22 protein-coding genes and 1 tRNA gene are annotated in these 20586 nt (G+C 51.3%); 17 read left to right on the forward strand and 6 right to left on the reverse strand.

The window, feature by feature from the left end; all coding sequences use genetic code 11:
• The first annotated feature begins 8 nt into the window (after window positions 1–8).
• From KJB30_RS10930 to mnmL, 4 genes are all read left to right on the forward strand, one after another.
• Window positions 9–425 carry a F0F1 ATP synthase subunit epsilon gene (locus KJB30_RS10930; protein ID WP_214299087.1) on the forward strand — a complete coding sequence of 139 codons (417 nt, stop codon included), beginning with the start codon at window positions 9–11 and terminating at the stop codon, window positions 423–425.
• A gap of 130 nt (window positions 426–555) precedes the next feature.
• Window positions 556–1062 (forward strand): hypothetical protein, encoded by a 507-nt coding sequence (locus KJB30_RS10935; protein ID WP_214299089.1) that lies wholly within the window; start codon window positions 556–558, stop codon window positions 1060–1062.
• 73 nt (window positions 1063–1135) lie between these two features.
• Window positions 1136–1777 (forward strand): GDSL-type esterase/lipase family protein, encoded by a 642-nt coding sequence (locus KJB30_RS10940; RefSeq protein WP_367618970.1) that lies wholly within the window; start codon window positions 1136–1138, stop codon window positions 1775–1777.
• A gap of 49 nt (window positions 1778–1826) precedes the next feature.
• A complete protein-coding gene (gene mnmL, locus KJB30_RS10945; RefSeq protein WP_214299091.1) occupies window positions 1827–2771 on the forward strand; it encodes a tRNA modification radical SAM protein MnmL/YtqA in 945 nt (314 codons plus the stop codon).
• Here the strand turns inward: mnmL and KJB30_RS10950 are convergent.
• Entirely contained in the window at window positions 2752–4572 is a 1821-nt protein-coding gene (locus tag KJB30_RS10950; protein WP_214299093.1) for a KUP/HAK/KT family potassium transporter, read from the reverse strand. The two genes, mnmL and KJB30_RS10950, sit on opposite strands and share 20 nt — an antisense overlap.
• Before the next feature lie 221 nt (window positions 4573–4793).
• Between KJB30_RS10950 and KJB30_RS10955 the strand changes: the two genes are divergently transcribed.
• Together KJB30_RS10955 and KJB30_RS10960 are read left to right on the forward strand one after the other, a co-directional pair.
• A complete protein-coding gene (locus KJB30_RS10955; RefSeq protein WP_214299101.1) occupies window positions 4794–5696 on the forward strand; it encodes a polysaccharide deacetylase family protein in 903 nt (300 codons plus the stop codon).
• Window positions 5693–5935: a DUF4911 domain-containing protein gene (locus tag KJB30_RS10960; RefSeq protein WP_214299102.1), complete on the forward strand. Its 243-nt coding sequence runs from the start codon at window positions 5693–5695 to the stop codon at window positions 5933–5935. The genes KJB30_RS10955 and KJB30_RS10960 overlap by 4 nt, the downstream gene beginning before the upstream one ends.
• 38 nt (window positions 5936–5973) lie before the next feature.
• Here KJB30_RS10960 and KJB30_RS10965 read toward each other — a convergent pair whose 3' ends face one another.
• Both KJB30_RS10965 and KJB30_RS10970 read right to left on the reverse strand, forming a co-directional pair.
• Entirely contained in the window at window positions 5974–7698 is a 1725-nt protein-coding gene (locus KJB30_RS10965; RefSeq protein ID WP_246545638.1) for a B12-binding domain-containing radical SAM protein, read from the reverse strand.
• Window positions 7673–8695, reverse strand: coding sequence for a CapA family protein (locus KJB30_RS10970; RefSeq protein WP_214299103.1), 1023 nt, complete (start codon window positions 8693–8695; stop codon window positions 7673–7675). Before KJB30_RS10970 ends, KJB30_RS10965 begins: the two co-directional genes overlap by 26 nt.
• Window positions 8696–8775: 80 nt before the next feature.
• Here KJB30_RS10970 and serS point away from each other — a divergent pair, with 80 nt between their 5' ends.
• The 8 genes from serS (at window position 8776) to KJB30_RS11010 (ending at window position 14511) form a co-directional block, all read left to right on the forward strand.
• A complete protein-coding gene (gene serS, locus KJB30_RS10975; RefSeq protein WP_214299104.1) occupies window positions 8776–10044 on the forward strand; it encodes a serine--tRNA ligase in 1269 nt (422 codons plus the stop codon).
• A gap of 63 nt (window positions 10045–10107) precedes the next feature.
• A tRNA-Ser gene (locus KJB30_RS10980) sits at window positions 10108–10195 on the forward strand.
• Window positions 10196–10266: 71 nt separating this feature from the next.
• On the forward strand, window positions 10267–10485 hold the full coding sequence (locus KJB30_RS10985; RefSeq protein ID WP_281415610.1) for an RNA-binding S4 domain-containing protein: 219 nt from the start codon (window positions 10267–10269) through the stop codon (window positions 10483–10485).
• 165 nt (window positions 10486–10650) lie between these two features.
• A complete protein-coding gene (hemE, locus tag KJB30_RS10990) occupies window positions 10651–11673 on the forward strand; it encodes a uroporphyrinogen decarboxylase (RefSeq protein ID WP_214299105.1) in 1023 nt (340 codons plus the stop codon).
• A 27-nt stretch (window positions 11674–11700) separates the two neighbouring features.
• On the forward strand, window positions 11701–12054 hold the full coding sequence (locus tag KJB30_RS10995; protein WP_214299106.1) for a VOC family protein: 354 nt from the start codon (window positions 11701–11703) through the stop codon (window positions 12052–12054).
• A complete protein-coding gene (locus tag KJB30_RS11000; RefSeq protein ID WP_214299107.1) occupies window positions 12054–12521 on the forward strand; it encodes a WbuC family cupin fold metalloprotein in 468 nt (155 codons plus the stop codon). The genes KJB30_RS10995 and KJB30_RS11000 overlap by 1 nt, the downstream gene beginning before the upstream one ends.
• 72 nt (window positions 12522–12593) lie before the next feature.
• Window positions 12594–13166 (forward strand): SH3 domain-containing protein, encoded by a 573-nt coding sequence (locus tag KJB30_RS11005; protein WP_214299108.1) that lies wholly within the window; start codon window positions 12594–12596, stop codon window positions 13164–13166.
• Window positions 13167–13206: 40 nt separating this feature from the next.
• Window positions 13207–14511 carry a pyridoxal phosphate-dependent aminotransferase gene (locus tag KJB30_RS11010; protein WP_214299109.1) on the forward strand — a complete coding sequence of 435 codons (1305 nt, stop codon included), beginning with the start codon at window positions 13207–13209 and terminating at the stop codon, window positions 14509–14511.
• A 78-nt stretch (window positions 14512–14589) separates the two neighbouring features.
• On the opposite strand, the gene KJB30_RS11015 is transcribed toward KJB30_RS11010, so the two are convergent.
• Window positions 14590–14778 (reverse strand): twin-arginine translocase TatA/TatE family subunit, encoded by a 189-nt coding sequence (locus tag KJB30_RS11015; protein ID WP_214299110.1) that lies wholly within the window; start codon window positions 14776–14778, stop codon window positions 14590–14592.
• Window positions 14779–15010: 232 nt separating this feature from the next.
• On the opposite strand from KJB30_RS11015, the gene KJB30_RS11020 reads away from it, so the two are divergent.
• Window positions 15011–16705, forward strand: coding sequence for a methyl-accepting chemotaxis protein (locus KJB30_RS11020; protein WP_214299111.1), 1695 nt, complete (start codon window positions 15011–15013; stop codon window positions 16703–16705).
• Window positions 16698–17702 (forward strand): DUF3187 family protein, encoded by a 1005-nt coding sequence (locus KJB30_RS11025; protein WP_214299112.1) that lies wholly within the window; start codon window positions 16698–16700, stop codon window positions 17700–17702. The genes KJB30_RS11020 and KJB30_RS11025 overlap by 8 nt, the downstream gene beginning before the upstream one ends.
• Window positions 17703–17809: 107 nt before the next feature.
• On the opposite strand, the gene KJB30_RS11030 is transcribed toward KJB30_RS11025, so the two are convergent.
• Both KJB30_RS11030 and KJB30_RS11035 read right to left on the reverse strand, forming a co-directional pair.
• Window positions 17810–18337, reverse strand: a complete 528-nt coding sequence (locus tag KJB30_RS11030; protein ID WP_214299114.1) for a 3-isopropylmalate dehydratase small subunit — start codon at window positions 18335–18337, stop codon at window positions 17810–17812.
• Window positions 18338–18442: 105 nt separating this feature from the next.
• Window positions 18443–19726, reverse strand: a complete 1284-nt coding sequence (locus KJB30_RS11035) for a 3-isopropylmalate dehydratase large subunit (RefSeq protein WP_214299256.1) — start codon at window positions 19724–19726, stop codon at window positions 18443–18445.
• Window positions 19727–19834: 108 nt separating this feature from the next.
• On the opposite strand from KJB30_RS11035, the gene larB reads away from it, so the two are divergent.
• Window positions 19835–20584, forward strand: coding sequence for a nickel pincer cofactor biosynthesis protein LarB (larB, locus tag KJB30_RS11040; RefSeq protein ID WP_214299116.1), 750 nt, complete (start codon window positions 19835–19837; stop codon window positions 20582–20584).
• Window positions 20585–20586: the final 2 nt, after the last annotated feature.

Raw genomic sequence — 20586 nt, forward strand, 5'->3', positions numbered from 1 at the left:
TTTTATATATGGCTGAAAAGATGAAGCTTGAAATAGTCACCCCTTACAGCAAAGTTGTCGACATGGAGGTTGACGAGGTTACGGCCACCGGTAAGCTCGGAGAATTCGGCGTATTGCCGGGCCATGCACCTTTCCTGACCTCGTTGCGCATCGGCGAACTCAGCTACAAGAACAATGGCGCATCTACGAGCATGGCTCTTAACTGGGGCTATTTTGAAATCAAGGATGACAAGATTGTTGTTCTGGTAGAAACTGCCGAACGTTCGGATGAAATCGACGTCGAACGCGCAAAGGCTGCTCTGGGGCGAGCAGAAGATAAGCTCAAACAACTTCCGCCGGAAGACAAGCAGTTCAGGGTATATGAAGCAGCGCTTGAGCGCGCATTGATTCGCGTGCAGGTTGCTGGAAAGGCTGCCCGCAAGTAGGCTAGTCTTATAAAGTGTTTTCAAAAGAGCGGCAGCGATGCCGCTCTTTTTGTATTTGTGGTAATTAATCCTGCTCCTTGGTATTAAGTACGATGCACCTCAAATTCATGTAATCAACAAGGAGCGTCGGATGCCACTAGACAACTGTAAGCGTAGCCAATGTTATGAAATTTTCTCCCAGTCTACCGGGCTGGAAATAAGCGGGATGTCCAAAACACTCAAGGAACATGACCAGGCTGTGGGACGCATCGGCAGGATTCAACTGCGTTTCTTTAAGTTGATGCCCAAATCAAAACCGGAGGAAGTTACACAGATTCGCTTTATCTGTGAGCCTGATGAAGCCTATAATCTAGCAATAATGATAGCTCAGATAGCCGGATCTTCGGTCCCTTGCAAAGAAAAACTGAATCCCCACAAATTCCAGGCAGGAGAACAAGGGGAGACCGTCACCACATTAGCGGTTGAAAAATGGGAGCGTAGTGGCAAAAATGGATTTGCCCTTACTGTTTCGCGTGGGAAAGACTTTATCAGCGTGCCGGTACCCCAGATCAAGTTCCAGTTTCTTGCCGAGTTTCTGCGTCATCTCGCTGTTGAACAATGCTGGATAGAACGGTTGGAGAGGCGGGCCTCCATCTGATGAAGGCATTACTAGCTGGAGACGGTTTTCGCGTTGAAAGAGTTTGTAAATTGCAGCCTAGATCGGAGCCCCCGTGTTTCAGCACATCATACAATTTCTTACAGGGAGAGCACGGCATATTCTAGTCGGGTCAATAGTCATGCTGTATGTTGGTTGCTCAAAAGTGCCTCAGCTATCACCTTTGCCCGAACGAGCCGTAATTGTTGCTTTTGGTGACAGCCTTACTGCTGGAACCGGTGCCGGAGAAGCTGAGAGTTATCCTGCTGTTCTGTCCCGGCTTGTGGCGCGTACCGTTGTGAATTCCGGTATTCCGGGTGAGTTTTCAGCAGACGGGACAGCCCGTTTGGCGAATGTCCTTGATCAGGAACATCCATCTCTGCTGATCCTTTGCCATGGAGGCAACGATATGTTAGCGCGCCATGATAACCAGAAGATTGCGCACAACCTGCGCTCAATGGTACGGCTCGCACATGAGAGAGGAATAGCTGTTGTTTTACTGGCTGTGCCGGCGCCTGATCCGGCCCTTAGGCCGCCAGCACTGTATGAGGAGGTTGCAAAGGAGTTCGGACTGCCTGTGGAACAAAAAGCGGTGCGACGTATTCTTGGGACCGCCTCTTTAAAGTCGGACTATATTCATCCCAATGCCGCAGGTTATGCACAACTAGCCGAAGCGGTAGCAGAATTACTCAGGTCCAGCGGTGCTCTCGAACGCTAGATTGATTGTCGAAGCCCTGGACGGAAATGCCAATCATGTGAGGGAACCAATGACCGCAGGGTCAGTCAAGCGTTACAATGCCTTTTCGGATGAACTGAAGCGAATCTTTGGTACAAGGGTGCAGCGGATTTCCGTAGATGCCGGTTTTTCATGCCCCAATCGGGATGGTCTGCTGGACAGCGACGGCTGCATTTTTTGCGGAGGGCACGGTTCCGGCTCCCACGGCATTCGCCGAGAACTGGACATAGCAGGGCAACTGGAAGATGGTAAAGAGGTCATGCGGAGAAAGTACAAGGCCCAAAAATTCCTGGCCTACTTCCAGTCCTATTCCAACACCTACGCCCAGCCTGAACGATTGCGTAAACTGTTCGGCACAGCCCTCGAAATCCCTGAAATTGCCGGTCTGATTGTGGCCACCAGACCTGATTGCCTGCCGGACAGTGTTCTTGATTATCTGGCGGAATTGCACAGGCAAACCTATTTTTGGCTTGAACTCGGGTTGCAGTCTATTCATGACCGCTCCCTTGAATTCATCAACCGCCGTCATGACTACGCCTGTTCCCTGTCTGCAATTGAACAGGCAAAAGCCCGTGGATTGCGCGTGTGCGCACACGTGATTCTCGGCCTGCCGGGAGAATCCAGAAGCGATATGCTGGCGACCATTGATGAGCTGAATAGGGTAGGTGTGGAAGGAATCAAATTGCATCTGCTGCATGTCATGAAGGGAACCCGACTGGCCGCGATGTACGAGCAAGGCAGTTTGGCAATCATGGGGCGAGATGACTATGCAGGTCTTGTCTGTGATGTGCTGGAGCGTTTGAATCCAGACATCCTGATTCATCGCCTGACGGGCGACGGTGGACACGACAGTCTTGTTGCACCGCTGTGGTCGCTGAAAAAATTCGAAGTGCTTAACCTTATCGATGCTGAACTAGAAAAGCGCGGCACCAGGCAGGGATGCGGGTTCCCGGGAGTTACATCTCAACCCGGGTAACGACACCTTGCAGTTTAGCCGCGGGCAGTTTGTTGAACTGTACGAAATTTGGGGTCAGTTTTTTCAGCAGTGCGAACACCCTCCATATCGGGTTCCCGGTTTCGATATCCTCAATACCGTAAAAGATTACTTTCTCCTGAATCCCGTGCTGTTTTAAGGCTGACTCAATATCCAGCACCACCATATAGCCTGCCTTAATTTCAAAAAACTCCAGACCGGTTCCGACGTCAGGTTTGTGGTGGATGTATGTTCCGAATGGGTCGTCCGTGCGGATGATGGAGATGAAAATATTGCGCTCATAGATGATGTTTGAGCGGATGACGCAATGCACGATGTAGGGAGGAATAACATCCAGCTCTTTAATGAAAAAGAGCCCAGTGCCGGGAATGTTTTTCCCCTTTGCGTAAATCTGTTCATAAGACAGCATAAAGACATCCATTTCCAGCGGCCGCAAGGAACGGTAGAGCGCCCGCTGGCCATTGGTCCAGATGAGAATGGTGATAAACGGTATGGAAGCCAGAATGATTGACCAGTAGGCGCCATGGGGAAATTTAGAAAAAGTGGACGTAAAGTAAATGAGATCCATCAGGGCGATCACAACGACTATCGGTACTTTCCATTTCTTGGTGGTTTTGGAAAAGACCATGATCATCATTATGGCGGTGATGGTCATTGATCCAGTGACAGCCATTCCGTAGGCTGCAGCCAGATTGACGGACTTTTGAAAGAAAAACATGACAAATATTACAGCGCACATCAAGCCCCAGTTAACGGCACCAATGTAGATTTGGGACTGAATATGGCTTGAGGTGTAATCAACCTTGAAAAGCGGCATGAGCCGTGTGGTGATCCCCTGGTATACAATGGAAAAAACTCCGCTGATGATTGACTGGGAGGCAATGATCGTGGCCAGGATAGTGAGTACCAGGAAGGGGATGTACATCATTGGAGACTGGTTCTGGATCATGGCAAAGAGGATGTTCTTCGTTTGAGGGTTGCGCAGGATAAATGCGCCTTGGCCAAGGTAGTTCAGGTAGAGGGCTGCAAAGACGAAATACCATGCCCGAATGATTGGCTTTTTACCGAGATGCCCCATATCTGCATACAGGGCTTCACCTCCGGTGGAACAGAGGATAACCTCTGAAAGTACGAAGTAACCGGCAATGCCGTTCTCCCGGAAAAACTCGACGGCGTGCCACGGGTTGATCGCAGTGACAATGGCGGGCGTTGCGTATATGGAGACCAGGCCTGACACCAGGAGAGAAAGAAAGTACACCACCATGACCGGTCCGAAAATGCCTGCCATCTTGTCAGTTCCACGGGACTGAAAGAAGAAGAGGGTAAAAGCAATCAGTGCGGCAATCACGACAAGAATCTCTTGACGGGTTGTTTCGAGTCCCGGTATCAGCAGCAGACCTTCAACTGCAGACAGAATGGAGATGGCCGGTGTGATGACGCCATCTCCCAGCAACAGGGAAACACCAAGAAAAGAAAGGAAACCGGCAAAAGCCAGCACGCGGCCCTTCTTGAAGAGCTTTATTATAATCTCCCTGAGGACAATCTCTCCTCCTTGCCCCTTTCTGCCAAGACTCATGGCCAGCCAAGCATATTCAGCCGTAACCAGGATGGTCATAGTCCAGAACACCAGTGACAGAATTCCGTAGACATTTTGTGCAGTCGGTTTTGTGAGGGTAAAGACAACAGTCAGGGTGTAAATCGGACTGGTACCGATGTCGCCGAATACCAGGCCAAGAGCCTTAATGATGCCACCCCAGAAGGAATCCTCGTTTTTGTAATTCATGAAACTCCCGATGCACTATAGCTGAACATTAAAATGACAGTCATTGCCGCTCCCGCTTATATACCAAATGGCGTAACATTCCAACCCTCAAGGTACTGATCCGAGTCATGCCATGAGTTGCCGGGATGACGCAAGGAGGTATTATGCATATAACAGTTTGATGTTTACAGTAAAAGTAAAGCTGTTAGTATGTTGACTTTTCTGTGGCAGGGACGTGATGCATGGCTGAAAAAATACTTGCATTCAAGGTTGATGTGGACACGTATGCCGGTACGCGTGATGGAGTCCCGCGCCTTTTGGAGGACATGGCCCGTTTCGGTATAAAGGCTACTTTCTACTTTTCCCTTGGACCGGATAATACCGGCAAGGCGATCCGCCGTATCTTCACCTGCAAAGGGTTTTTAAAGAAGCTGATCAGCAATAATTCTTCCAGAAAGTATAATCTGAAAACGATGCTCTATGGTACTCTCCTGCCGGCGCCGATGATTGCTGAAGCCTTTCCCGATGTATTATGCGAGGCTAAACGCCTGGGGCACGAAATGGGAATCCACTGCTGGGACCATGTGAAATGGCACGACTACCTCCCCTGGCTTCCCAAACACCTGACCGCCCTTGAATTGGGCAGGGCTTTCGGGTTGTTCGAAGAAATTGTTGGGCACTGGGCCACTACCTGCGCTGCGCCTGGCTGGATGGTCTCTCCCGATTCACTGGAAGTACAGGATGTCTTGCGATTGGACTATTGCAGCGATGGTCGTGGGACCCATCCCTTCTATCCGGTTATGGCAGGTCGCCGCTTCCGTACTCTGCAGATTCCAACCACTCTGCCGACCGCTGATGAGCTGCTTGGTGCAAACGGTATCGCCCCCGAAAATCTTGATGACTACTATATGGATAACTTGAAAGAGGGCATCAATGTCATGACTATTCAGGCCGAGTTGGAGGGGGGCAGGATGCGACCTTACTTTGTGCGGATGCTGGAACGGGTTGCTTCTGCCGGCATCCGTTGCATTACGTTGGGAAAGGTGGCGGAAAATGTAATGGACGCGCCAGCTTGTGAGTTGTTCCTGGGGGAATTCCCAGGAAGAGTTGGAAAGGTTGCCATTCAGGGGGCTGAGGTTTCATGATCTGTCGCTATTTTAAAGTCAACCATCGTGACATGGTTTATCTCAAATTCATCCTGGAAGCCTATGAAGGGATGAATGTAATGAGTACTGTTGATAATAAAGTCGGCATCATTCGCATCGCGATCATGCCAGGTTTTGTAAAAGACATGGACGCACTTCTGGCAGATTTGGGAAGTCAGGTGACGATGGAGCCGGTTGAGTGGGATGACAGGGACTCTCCCTTTGCTGATAGGGAATAGATATTGTAAAAGAATCCAGCCAGCAGCAACTGGCTCTCTTATGCAACAATGATCCGCAACCCATCTCCGGCGACGGATGCATACACAAATGTAACCGCCGCTGGTCCTTCCTGCCATTTATCCCCACGATAATCCTTCAGAAAACTGAAAGTGAAAATCTTGATTCGGCTACCTTCCGGCAGCTCCAGTCCATCGGGCAACTCACGGCGACTGGGCCAGGCACACTCCTGACGGTCGCCAATGAAGGCAGGCAGCTTTCCCTGCAGGGGCATTTCACTGCAGCAGTAGTCGAAAAAGAGCGCGTCATGCAGCTGATGACGTTCTGCTTCGGACAGCAACGGATCTGCCAGGTGTGCAAACAGCTCATATATCCGGCGGGTATTGCGGCCGGAGAGATTTTCACCGGCGCTCCTGCGTGAGATGGTGTCGAGGAATTCGCTAAGGCTCATACGCTGCTGCATGAAGTGCAGCGCGTGTTTGAATCCTCCGTGATTATGAAACAGGTCCAGCAGTCGGCCAATTGTCACGATACGGCAGATGTCATCGAAAGAGAGCCAAGGCGTGCCAAGGATGGTGTAGGGAGGGGAGTCGGAGTAGCGGTAGCCTTCGCGTCGGGCAATTTCCCGCATGGGTGATCCCTTGAGGACCTTGAGTGGTTCGATCTGAATGACGTGGGGGTTCAGGTCGGCAACCACTTGCAGAGAAGCAAGCAATCCGTTGTAATCTTCGCCGGGCAGGCCGGCAACGAGATCCAGATGCAGCTCCACCTCTGTTTCATTTCGAAGGCGTTTGACATTGTCGCAGATGCGGACCAGATCAGCTTTGCGGGCTACGCTCTGAAGTGTGCCCGGGGAGGTGGACTGCACACCGATCTCAAAGCGAAAAGTGTCAGGCGGGACCCGGCGCAACAGTTCCAGATTGTCACCAGTCAGCAGGTCAGCAGCAATCTCGAAATGGAAGTGGCTGCCCTGGTTGTGCTCGAGAATGAACTCCCAGATTTGATCGGCTCGCCTGGCATCGTAGTTGAATGTTCGATCAACCAGTTTTATTTGGGCAATATTCCGATCCATCAGGAAAAGCAGGTCGGATTCTATGCGCTGGGGCGAGAAGGAGCGTACCGTTCCTTCTACTGAGGAGAGGCAAAAGGCACAGGAGAACGGGCATCCGCGGGAGGTTTCATAGTAGATAAGCGGCTTGCTCAACTCCACGAGTCCGGCCTTGAAGGGAGATGGAATGCTGTCCAGTTCCACAGTGGCCGTGCTGAGCGGACCGCTGACAATGTCGCCATCCTCCCGCGAAAACAGATTCTCTATCTCTTTGGTACTTTCTGGAGGAGCAATGTGCCGAGCAAGCACCGTTTCCAGCAATTTTCTGAAAACCTTTTCTCCCTCTCCTTTGACCACGAAATCCACTGCCGAATTGTCATGCATCAGCTCAAAGACATTGAAGGAAGCTTCAGGGCCGCCGAGAATAATGATGGTGTCAGCAGCAATTTTTTTAATGTCTGAAATAAGCTGCAGAGTCGGCTCGATATTCCAGATATAGCAGGAGAAGCCGATTATATCGGCCCGTTCCGCTATTATCTGCCGCAAAATCTGTTCACGAGGTTCATTGACAGTCCATTCGCGTATCACGGTTTCTATCCCGGAAAGGTCGCGACAACAGGTAGCAAGGCAGGGAAGTGCCAGCGAGGCATGGGAATATTTGGCATGCAGAGTAGTGAGAAGTAGTTTCATGTCAGAAGGGGAGAACGTACCGGCCATTCCGGTTCTGGATCTCCGTATTGAATGGTGCCGAGAGAAGGTTCAGTTTGTCGATGACAGCAGCGGCTTTATTTTCGGTCAAAACCCGGGGCTGAAAGCGAACTCTGCTGGCTAGCACATCCAGCGGCAAAATTTCAGCTTCACGGGATGTTTCGTTGAAGCGGAGGCGTAGAAGTGCGCCGAAATCGGCTGTTGTGCTGGTGCTGGCAAAGGCAAAATTTCCCAGGCTGTAGAAAATGATACCTTTCTTATAGCGCTCCATTCCTTGCAATACATGGGGGTGATGCCCAATAACCGCGTCTGCACCGGCGTCGATGGCTTTATGGGCGGCCGTGCGCTGGTAGGGACTTGCCGCAGTGCTTCCTTCGGCGCCCCAATGAAAGGAGACGACCACATAATCAGCTTCGCGACGTGCTCGAGCAATGTCTTCAGTGTAGACCTTTTCCCATCCGGGGGTTGTGCCGGGGCGACTGCTGCCTGCATAGAACTCAATCGGTTGGGTCAATGAATATCCAAGAAAAGCAATTTTCTTGTTTTTAACAGTATAGACCGCCCGTTTGCGCGCTTCGCCGAGGTTTTCTCCTGCACCGATCCAGGCGACACCTGCCGATTCGAGGTGTTGCAAGGTTTCGCTTAGCGCATCACCACCGAAATCCATACTGTGATTATTCGCAAGGGTGACCAGATTGAAGCCGGCTGTACGTAATGCCTTGGCTACCGCCGGTTCTGCGCGGAAACGAAACTTCTTCTGTGTGAATTCCTGACCTCTACGGGAGATGGGTGATTCGAGATTAGCCAGGTTGATATCACCCTGGGCCAGTTCGGCCGAAGTGGCGGCAAAGGGAAAATCGTATCCTTTTTTTCTGATCTCCGCTGTCCAGCGGCCGGCCAGCATGATGTCACCAACAGCATTGATAACGATCTCTTCCGCTGCTGCAGGCAATTGCAGAACAAGAATGATGATGTATGTAGCTATGGGGAGCGCACGAAGCTTCATGGGTTCTTTTGATTTGACGAAAAGGCGTTGGTAATGCTAATAAATACACTCTTAACCATCAAAAATAAAGGTGTTTTCAGATGCTTGACATGAAATTTATCCGTGAAAACCTGGAAGAGGCCGAGCGTCGGCTGCGTACCCGCGGTGGTGAGGCTTACCTTGAAGGATTCCGCCATCTGGATGAAAAACGCCGTGCTCTGCTCCGCGATAGTGAGTCGTTGAAGGCGATGCGAAATGCCGCCTCCGAGGAAATTGCCCGCATCAAGGACAAGAGCCAGGCTCAGGACAAAATTCTCGAAATGCGTGAAGTGTCCCAGAAGATCAAGGCAATGGACGAGGAACTCAAGCTGGTGGATGATGAGCTTCAGATGTTCATGCTGACGGTTCCTAATCTGCCTGCAGCCGCAACACCGGTGGGGGCATCCGAGGATGACAATGTTATCGTTCGCAGTTGGGGGGATCCGCGGCAGCTCAGTTTTTCCGCCAAGCCGCACTGGGAGATAGGTGAATCTCTCGGTATTCTGGATTTTGAGAGGGGTGCCAAACTGACGGGCGCCCGTTTTACCCTCTATCGTGGTGCAGGTGCGCGGCTTGAGCGGGCCTTGATCAGTTTCATGCTTGACCTCCATACTGAGCAGCATGGCTACCAGGAAGTTTTGCCCCCTTTTCTCGTCAACCGGGAGAGCATGATCGGAACCGGCCAGCTGCCCAAGTTTGCCGACGACCTCTTCACGCTGAGAGATCCTGAATTTTACCTGATTCCGACTGCTGAGGTGCCGGTTACCAATATCCACCGCGGCGAGATCCTCAGAAAAAGCGATCTTCCCATCTGCTATGCAGCCCATACCCCCTGTTTTAGGCGTGAAGCCGGCTCATATGGAAAAGACACCAGGGGCTTGATTCGCCAGCATCAGTTCAACAAGGTGGAACTGGTCAAATTTACCCATCCTTCGGAATCCGATGCAGAGTTGGAAAAGCTCACCGCTAATGCTGCAAAAGTATTGGAACTGCTGGAGCTTCCCTACCGCGTCATGGCGCTGTGTAGTGGTGATATCGGCTTTTCCGCAGCCAAAACCTATGATCTCGAGGTTTGGCTGCCGGGGCAGAGCTGCTATCGTGAAATCTCTTCATGCAGTACCTTTGGCGATTTCCAGGCTCGTCGTGCCGGTATCCGTTTCAGGGAAGATGAGAAATCCAAGCCGGAATTCGTCCATACCCTCAATGGTTCCGGGTTGGCGGTTGGACGCACCCTTGTAGCTATTCTTGAAAACTACCAGCAGGAAGATGGTTCGGTGCTTATTCCGGAAGTCTTAAGGCCCTATATGGGCGGGCTGGAACGGATTGCCTGATAGGGACTGCTGTTAATCTTTGAATTTTTAAAATTACTGTGCTATATATTAAAACTCAAATCTGGAAGGGTGGCCGAGTGGTTTAAGGCAGCGGTCTTGAAAACCGCCGAGTGTAACAGCTCCGTGAGTTCGAATCTCACCTCTTCCGCCAGATATTGCCAAGGGGGCAGCCACACCGGTTGCCCCCTTGTTTTTTATTAGATGGTCGCTACGGGAGGAATAATGATGGAGTTTGAAATAACGACCGAATACATTAAATTGGACAGCCTGCTCAAGGCGGTTAATGTCGTCGGTTCCGGCGGCGAAGCTAAAATTGTCATTGCAGATGGTCTTGTACGGGTTAATGGTGAGGTGGAGTTGCGTCGAGGCCGCAAGTTGTATCCGGGCGATACTGCATCCGTGGGTGGATATGAATTCAGGGTTGAACGGATAGACTTATAACAGAGGGCCTGGCAGTCTGGTGTAGTGAGCTGTGCCACGCCTCAAATGCATTGACTTTTTCGGCCGTATGGAACTACAATTTCAATCTTTTTTGTTAAATCATATTTCACACGGAACGCCACGCCGATGTTTTCTGGCACTGCGCACCGCATTCAGGAGACCGACATGAACACACGCTTTTTAGATGCCTGCTGGGGAAAACCTGTTGACCGCACGCCAGTGTGGCTGATGCGCCAGGCGGGTCGCTATCTGCCTGAATACATGGCTGTACGCTCCAAGTGTACTTTTCTGGAATTATGCAAAACACCTGAACTAGCCGCCGAAGTTACCCTCCAGCCCGTGGATATTCTGGGTGTTGACGCAGCCATTCTTTTCTCCGATATCCTTACTCCGGTTGAACCGATGGGAATGAAACTGGATTTTGTGCCTGGTCCGGTTTTTGAAAGTCCCATTCGTACCATGGCGGATGTTGAAAAACTGCGTATCCCCCAGATGGAACAGGATGTACCTTACGTGCTGGAAACCCTCAAAATTCTCAGGCGGGAATTGGCCACCAAGGTCCCTTTGATCGGTTTTGGTGGAGCACCTTTCACCCTTGCCTGCTACATGGTTGAAGGAAAGGGGTCCAAGGATTTTGCCCAGATCAAGCGCATGATGTATGCTGCACCTGAGGTTTATGCAGCCCTGATGGAAAAAATCACGATGATGAGCATGGAGTACCTGAATGCCCAGATCAAGGCGGGTGCCCAGTGTATCCAGATCTTTGATACCTGGGGCGGCATTCTTTCCCCCGCCGATTACGAGCGCTATGTGCTTCCCTATACTACCAAGCTGATCAATGGTCTTAACCGGGTGGAAACTCCGGTGATACATTTCGTCAAAGGCGCCGGTACCATGCTGGACACAGTCAAAAAGGCGGGCGGAGACGTTATGGGTCTGGATTGGCATGTCAACCTGGGCTCGGCGCGCGATATTCTTAACGCAGAGATGGCGGTTCAGGGTAACCTTGATCCCACCGTACTGTATGCCTCCAGAGAAATCATTGAGCGAGAGGTCCAGCGCATTCTGGATGAGAATGCAGGGCGCCCTGGGCTTATCTTTAATCTTGGACATGGCATTCTGCCGACTGTACCGCCCGAAAACGCAAAATTCATGGTCGAATGTGTGCACCGGCTTTCACAAAAATAAAGGCCAAAGCTGCGCCCAAGGAGCTCCATGTTGATTTCAATGAAAAATATCGTCATCTTTGTCACTGATCTGGCCAAGGCGAAAACTTTCTATGCCGACTTGCTCGGTCTGCCGGTCGCTGGCCAGACGGAGATGTTAATAGAATTTCTTCCCGGTGCCTCGACAACTCTGGGGGTAGCCCTGGCGCTGCAGGATGAAGCGCGCAAGCTGGTAGGCCGACATACAGGGATTACTCTCAAGGTGGATAAGATCGAGGAACTGTGCAATGTTCTTAAGGCTGGAAGGGTTCAGTTCGTGGAACAGCTTGAGTCAAGTCCCTGGGGCAAGATGGCAGTGATAGCAGATTCCGATGGTAATCAGATTGCTCTGGTAGACAGGTAATGAAGGTCGTCACCGGCGACCTTCTGCAGCAGGTTACCAGTGAGGCGCGGGTATCGCCACGTCTGCGCATGAACCACAACATTCACCCCTCCGACGAATCCCGCTGCCATCGCTTGCTGAACGCAATCGAGCCTGACTCCTACATCCGCCCCCACCGGCATCTGGACCCCGAAAAAGATGAAGCTTTTATCATCATGAAAGGTCGCTTGGGTGTCATTATGTTTGCTGATGATGGCGGTTTGACCGAATTGGTTGAACTTTCTCGCGACAGTGGCAACCTGGCAGCCGATATCCCCAGCGGAAACTACCACACCGCAGTTAGTCTGGAGCCTGGCACTGTTTTTTACGAAGTCAAGGCAGGTCCCTATCTGCCGTTACTGGATGAGGAAAAAGCTTTCTGGGCCCCAGCTGATGATGAAACTTCCGTGCAGCTCTATCTGGAAAAACTCCGTGGATTGTTTGGCTAAGCGGGTATGTTGAGGGCGTGTCAGATTAGAAACCGGTATGTCGGCTTCATTTGTGGAATACTGATATTGTTCATGGTGGTCTTCCCGTCTGTACTTCCGGCATCTCCTCCTGTTGCGGCTATTCCTAAGATGCGTCCATACACCGGTATCGGCGTTTTGCAGCTGTCAATTGCTTCTGAAGGGTCAGAGCCGTTGTACCTGTATGAAGAGCCGGCTCTTTCCCGCATAGGACAACTCAATATCTCCAAGCCCCCTTCCCAGGAATGGATCTTTGGCTCAAACAGCCATACCGTGCCCTTCATTGTGATGGCTCGCAAGGAAAAGTGGCTGCAGGTTACCTACGACGATGCCGGCCGTGAGGCATGGCTTTCCCCGGGAAGCAGAGGTAAATTTCTTCCCTGGAGTCTCTACTTTAAAGGACAATTCATACATTCCTTGCCGGGATTGCAGAAGCGGTTCTATCAGCTTTGCAAGCAGCCTGGAACTGAAATCATGACAAGTGTCACTCCCCGGCAGATCTTCAAAGTACTCAGGGTTGAGGGAGACTGGCTGATGGTGATGGCTGACCAGAAGAACCTCGGCTGGCTGCGCTGGCGGGATGAGGATGGCAGGCTTCTGGTCGGTTTGGAAAAAGCATCCCGATAAGATGTTTAAGGTATCCATACAATAGAATGAGGTGCAGGCAATGAGAACTGAACTGGTGCGCCCCGGGACCGGGGAGATGACCTACGAAATCAGGAATATCGTCAATGTGGCTGAGAAACTCCAAGCGCATGGTGTCAAAATCAACTGGGAAAATATCGGCGATCCCATTGTCAAAGGCGAATTCATTCCCACATGGATGAAGGAGATCGTCTCCAAGGCGGTCATGGACAATACAACCTGGGGCTACTGTCATACCCGGGGTATATTGGAAACCCGCGAGTTCATCTGTGAGATTACCAACAGTCGCGGCGGGGCACAGATAACGCCGGATGACATTATTTTCTTTAATGGTCTGGGAGACGCAATCGCTAAAATATACGGTGCCCTGCGTGCAGAGGCACGTGTACTGATGCCGTCGCCTTCGTACACCACCCACACCCTGGGGGAAGTTGGGCATGCCCATGCCGCGCCGGCCCTGTTCAAACTAAAGGCCGATGACAACTGGTATCCGGATCTGGAGGACATACGTAATCACATAAAGTATAACCCCAACATCTGTGCGATCATGATCATCAATCCTGACAACCCTACCGGTATGGTCTACACCGAAGAGGCTCTGCGGGAGATCGTGGCCATTGCCCGCGAAAACGATCTCTTCATCATAGCCGACGAGGTCTATATAAACATTGTCTATAATGGCGAGAAGACGGTACACATTAGCGATGTGATCGGTGACGTGCCGGCCATTTCCCTGAAGGGTATTTCAAAGGAATTCCCTTGGCCCGGGTCACGCTGTGGCTGGATTGAGGTATATAACGGTCACAAGGACGAACAGTTCCGTAAGTATATTAACCTGATCCTGACCGGCAAAATGAATGAAGTATGCTCCACAACCCTGCCTCAGGCGGTGATCCCGGCCATCGTGGGTCATCCGGAATACGCGTCCTATCTCGCAGAACGCATTGCCGGCTATGAAAAGATGAGCAACATTACCTATGATTTTTTAAGTCAGGTGCCGGCCCTGCAGGTCAACCGTACGAATGGGGCTTTTTATATGGCTGTGGCTTTCAAGGAAGGGTTGCTGAACAATCGCCAGTCGATTCCGATCGCTAATGCGGAGGTCAAAGCACTGGTCGACGGTCTGGTCAACCAGCCTGGGGTATCACCTGACAAGCGCTTTGTATATCATATCCTGGCTGCTACCGGCATCTGTATCGTTCCGCTCTCTTCATTTTCAACACCGCTGCAGGGTTTCCGGGTAACCTTGCTGGAAAAGGACGAGAATGAATGTCGCAGAATTTACAGTACCCTGGCTGAGAAAATAGGTGAGTATCTGGCGTCATAAACCTGATGCTTTCCTGCAGTCAAATAAAAAGGGGGAAAGGCTGCTGCCTTTCCCCCTTTTTCTGTCTTGATTTTGACGTCAGGACTTCTTGTCGGAATCCTCGCTCTTTGGCGTGATCTCAATCTCGTCCTTACCATCCGATGCCTTTTTGAAGTTGCGGATACTTTTGCCCAGTGCGCCACCGATCTCCGGAAGCCTGCCGGCGCCAAATACCACCAGAACTATAACCAGTATGATGATCAGTTCGGGCATGCCAAATCCAAACATTTATGTCCTCCTGTAGGATCTTAATTTAAATCAGTATCGCATTGGCACGTTTAAAAATCAAGCTTCCCTGCAACGGTGATTACCCACTCATATTCCTCCTCTGTCGGTGGTTGCTTTCGTTGCGGAACATGCCGACATTTAAGCTAAAAATGAACTTTGAAAAACCCTGTTTCATTGACACTGTTCAGTCAGCATGATACAAGCAGTGATATTTTTGGGTGAAGGGGCCGTCATGTCAGCCACGTATTACACAAGTCTTTCCGCGTTACGCAAAAGAATGGTGATTTTACCATTATGCCTTGGCATAGTTGTCAGTGTGCTGCTCTTTGCTAATGGAAGTGGGACACTGCCGATCACTGGCGTCATTTGTGTTGCTTTAGCCGGTTCCCTGATCTGCATCAGCTATCTGACTCAGGTCATTGCTGGCATTAGAACTAGCCAGGCAGCCGTGGTTGCCAGCCTCCAGTTGAAGGAGGATATTTCAGCCTTTGAAAATGAACGTGATGACATCAAGGCCTTGAACTCTTTCGACGACCTGATTATCAATGTCGTTGAGTCGCGTCGCAAGGAGCGTCAGCAGTTGATGGATCAGGTTATTTCTGCCGAAGAACAGCTCAAGCTGATCATACACAACATGCTGACCGGTGATGACAAAGAGGTTGCCCAAGTCAAGGATGCAGTGTTTGCAATGGAAAATATGAGTAAGGCCTTTGCCAAGGTAATCGCTGAAATAGATGAGTTGTCAAATCGAACTGAGGAACGTGCTTCTATTTCAGCTGAAATGAGTGCAACAACGGACACCATTGCCGAAAATATCAATCAGTATTCTTCCTTTGTCATAGAAACCTCCAGTTCTATTGAAGAGATGGCACGTGCTACCCAAGAGACAGCTGGCAATATACGAGGCCTTGCAATTTCCACTGAACAGACAGTGGCTGCTATTAATCAGATCAGTGCCTCTCAAACAAACGTGCGAGAAAATTCCGAACGAGGTGCTGCGGCTTCCGGAAGCGTGCGTGACCAGGCGCAGCAGGGATTGAGAAGCATGGCTGACACCATGCAAGCCATGCAGGAAATTGTTAAAAGCAGTGATGAATCGTTTGAATCTATAGGTCATCTCTCTCGGCACTCGGTACGAGTGGGGGAATTTCTGAATATCATCCAGGATGTGGTTGAGCAAACTAATCTGCTGTCGCTGAACGCATCCATCATTGCTGCCCAGGCAGGTGAACGCGGTAAAGCTTTTGCCGTAGTTGCTGAAGAGGTGCGTTCTCTGGCACACAGAACTTCAGCTTCGACCAAGGAGATTGAAGAGCTCGTTCGCAATATCAAGAAGGAAACTGCTGCGGTGCAACGCTCAATTTCCCAGGGAAAAGAGAAGGTTAAGGAAGGGGTAAAAATATCGAGCATGGCCAATGATGCATTGGTGACTATCGATAAGAGCGCTGAGGAAGCATCACAGATGGTAGCCCGCATTGCCAGTGAAACTGCCGAACAGTCAATTGCTTTCCAGCGCATTACCCAGGAAGCTGAGAAAAATCTTGAGCGGGTCCAGCAGATTACCGTTGCCACTGAGCATCAGCAGACAGGCACCAGCCAGATCGTAAAAAATCTGGAACAAATGCGTGAGGTGGCTCACCGCATCAATACTTCTGCTCAGGAACAAGCCAAGGGGAACCGTCTCTACCTGAAAAGTGTCATGGAAGATAACGATCGGACCCGTGAGCTCAAAGAGGAGGCAGGTGGTCACATTTCCGTAGTAAGGCAGGCTGTGGATGCAGTAGGCAGAGTTGAAGAGCTGATCGCCTCTAATGCGGCTGACAGCAAGAAGATATTGGGTGGTGTAAAAACTCTGACCATACTGATTGACAATTTTCGTACCGGGACAACGGTGACACTTGATGATGACTCGCTCAACTATGACTAGGCTCGTACTGGTTCTGATCCTGATCTGCAGTTTGACTGCGCCTTGCCTGGCTGAGGACATGGAGATCACCCCTTTCCGCACGGTTAATCAGAACCCATTGGTGCAGATTTATGGTCTGCCTGGCGAGTCATCGGCTGCAATAACTCCAGCAGGTCGGCTCACGGTGAATCTTACACAGGACATTGCCAGCAACTACACAACCTCAAGAACGACCAGGGAACGAATCAATCTCGATGGAGAATCCTATCGCTGGACCCTTGCAGCACGTTACGGAATTGGCGAACGTTTTGAGGCGGGGCTTGAAATACCCTATGTCGTGTATGGCGGGGGATTTCTGGATAGTTTTATTGTTGACTGGCACAAGGTTTTCGGCTTGCCCCAGGGGGGGCGTGATTCCGCACCCAGAGATCGGCTGAATTTTTTCTACGAAAAGGACGGGGTGCGCAAGCTAAGCATGAGTAAGGCCGGTTCCGGTATTGGAGATATTATCCTCTCCGGCGGTATGAATCTGTACGAAGGGCGCGACAGTAATTCCCATGACCAGCTTGCACTGAGAACATCGCTCAAGTTCCCCACAGGTGAGAGCTCGTCATTGCGGGGCAGTGGCAGCACTGATTTTACACTTTCGCTGTGCGGCGCAATGAACAACTTTACCGAGTGGGGCAGCCTTGGCCTTTTCGGCTCTCTGGGTGGTATGGCGATGAGCGATGGTGATGTTTTGCGGGATCAGCAGAAAAATCTGGCGGCTTTCGGTTCGTTGGGAATAGGCTGGGGGCCGGCAGAATGGATTTCTTTCAAGTTCCAGCTCAACGGGCACACAGCTTTCTACCGCGGCAGTTCTCTGGACGAGATTTCTTCCAATTCGCTGATGCTTATTTCAGGAGGAGCCTTGAAGCTGCCTGGAGAATATCTGCTGGATATCGGCGTTTCAGAGGACGTGGCTGTCGCGACCGCGCCTGATGTGGCTTTCCATCTCGGTCTGAGCCATAAGTTTTGAAGGTGTCCGGCAGAGAAACAACGGCCGGAATACATAAATGCAAAATAAGAAAGCCCTCCCGGCAACAGGAGGGCTTTCTTGTTAGGCTATGAAGAAACTATCTTTCCTTAATATTTCTGGTCCGCGTAATCCACCCAGCCACCTGCCAGTACAAGAGCCTTGTCAAAGGGAGATATCTCGAAGTTGAAGGTTTTTTCCTTTCCACCACCGGACATGGTCAACTTCCCACCCTCGATATCGATGTTCACGGCGGCATCATCGTCCTGGGCGTGGGAGAAGATCAGGTCAAGATCGGCCTTGGGCAGTTCAATGGCAGCCATGCCGCAGTTGAACATGTTCTGGCGAAAAATGCGGGCAAAGGATTCCCCAATCACTGCAGTAATGCCGTTGACTTCGAAAACCCAGGGAGCATGTTCGCGTGAGGAGCCGCAACCGAAATTAGCGCGGGAGACGATCACGCGGGCATTCCTTGTCTTCGGCCCCTTGGGGTCGAATCCAGGCAGCTTCAGGTCTTCCAGGATGTATGGTTTCAAGTCTTCCTTGGTGATTTCAGTCAGGTACTTGGCCGGAATGATTTCATCGGTATTGATGTCGGAACGGTCGAGGAAGAGGACAGGGCCTCCGAATGTTTTCATATAAAGACTCCTATTACATGTCGAATTGGTTTTGTTTGCAATTAAATCCCCTCAATCCCATTAGGCCCTTTGGGTCTCTTTGTCAAAGGGGGCAGGGGGATTTGACTACAAGTACTTCCTCGGGTCTGCGATCTTGCCCTCAATGGCTGTGGCCGCTGCCGTTGCAGGTGACATCAGGTGTACCATGCCCCCTTTGCCCATTCTGCCCATGAAATTGCGGTTGGTGGTGGATGCGCAGACTTCGCCTTCTGCCAGTACGCCATTGGACATGCCGAGGCAGGCGCCGCAGGTGGGATTAGTTACACAGAAGCCGGCTTCCATGAAGATATCGATCAGCCCCTCTTTGAGAGCTTCCTGATACACTTTAGGGGTGGCCGGAGAAAGGATGCCTCGTACCGTGGAGGCGAGTTTGTGACCTTTGAGAATCTGGGCTGCAATGCGGAGGTCCTCGATGCGGCCGTTGGTGCAGGAACCGAGATAAATCTGGTCAACCGGAGTGCCGGCAATTTCGGAGATGGTCTTGACCTGGTCCGGCTTGTAGCCGAAGGTGACAGTCGGCTGAAGGGTAGCAGTGTCAATTTCGATTACTTTTTCATACTCTGCGTCAGCATCGGCTACCCATTTGGAGTATTCAGCCAGTGCAGCCTCTTTGGAGGCGAACTCATTCTGGATGAAGGGCCACAGGTACTCCACAGTGGTCATATCCGGCATGCAGATACCGGAAGTGCCACCAGCTTCGATGGCCATGTTGCACAGGGTCATGCGTGATTCCATGCTCATGGCGTCGATTGCCGGGCCGTGGAACTCCATAACCCGGTCAGTGGCACCATTGACGCCGATCTGCCCGATGATGTGCAGGATAACATCCTTGGCGTAAACACCGGCAGGCAGTTGCCCATTGATATTGAACCGAATCGTTTTGGGCTGACGGAAGGCGCAGACTCCCTTGAGAATGCCGACCTCCAGGTCGGTTGTGCCGATGCCGGCGGCGAACGCGCCGAAAGCACCGTGGGTGCAGGTGTGGGAATCTCCCATTATAACGGTATTGCCGGGACGGATGAAGCCCCGCTCGGGAAACAGAGCGTGGCAGACGCCATTAGCCCCTACATCGAAGAAGTCCTTGATGCCGTGGCGGCGAGCCCAGTCGCGCAGGATCTTGGCCTGTGTGGCTGTCTTGGTATCCTTGCTGGGAGTGACATGGTCAATGACGGCCTTTATCTTGGACACGTCAAATACACGGTCCTTGTTGCGACGAATCAGGTCATCAATGGCGATGGGGGTAGTAATTTCGTGACAGAGAACAACGTCGAGCCTGAGCACTTTTGTGCCGGGGAAGGGCTCATCAACAAGATGTGCTTCGAAAATCTTTTCAGCAGTGGTTTTTCCCATGTTCATACCTCTCTTAATGCAGTATTAAACGTTTGTAGCAGAATTAGAGAATGATGTAAACGGGTGAACAAATGTTTGATTATGTCACAATGGCAGGAAGGAGAAGCGATGAATCCTGATCAGCTTAAAATTCTGCTTCAAGCTGTCAAGGGAGGGGATACTCCGGTTGACGAGGCACTGGAACAACTGCGACACTTTCCTTCTCAGGATGTGGGATGTGCCCAGGTGGATCATCACCGGGAGTTACGCCAGGGCATGCCCGAAGTAATTTTCGGCGAAGGCAAGACTGCACTGCAGATCGCACAGATCATGAGGGCCATGACCGACAAAGGGAGCAATGTCCTGGTGACGCGGCTTGATAGTGTCAAGGCCGGGGAGATATGTATCCAATTCCCGACGGCAGTACATTATGAGGAGGCTCGCTGCCTGACTCTGGAACAGAAATCGGTTGAACAGAACTGCCGGGGAACCATCCTTGTCGTGTCGGCCGGAACCTCGGATCTTCCCGTGGCGGCTGAGGCTCTTATTACGGCACGATTCTTGGGAAACCGGGCAGACCATATCTATGATGTGGGGGTTGCCGGCATACACCGTCTGCTGGCACGGCGTGAACAGCTCTGTGCCGCCTCGGTACTTATTGTGGTGGCAGGCATGGAGGGGGCGCTCCCTTCGGTGGTGGGGGGGCTTGTTGACAAGCCCGTGATTGCCGTGCCGACCTCCATCGGCTATGGTGCTGCCTTTGGCGGCATAGCCGCGCTGCTGGGAATGCTCAATTCATGTGCAGCCGGCGTGACAGTGGTCAATATCGATAACGGTTTCGGCGCGGCCTGTGCTGCCAATCTGATCAACAGGATGTGAAC

The organism is Pelotalea chapellei, assembly GCF_018531195.1.
Classification (GTDB): Bacteria; Desulfobacterota; Desulfuromonadia; order Geobacterales; family Pseudopelobacteraceae; genus Pelotalea; species Pelotalea chapellei.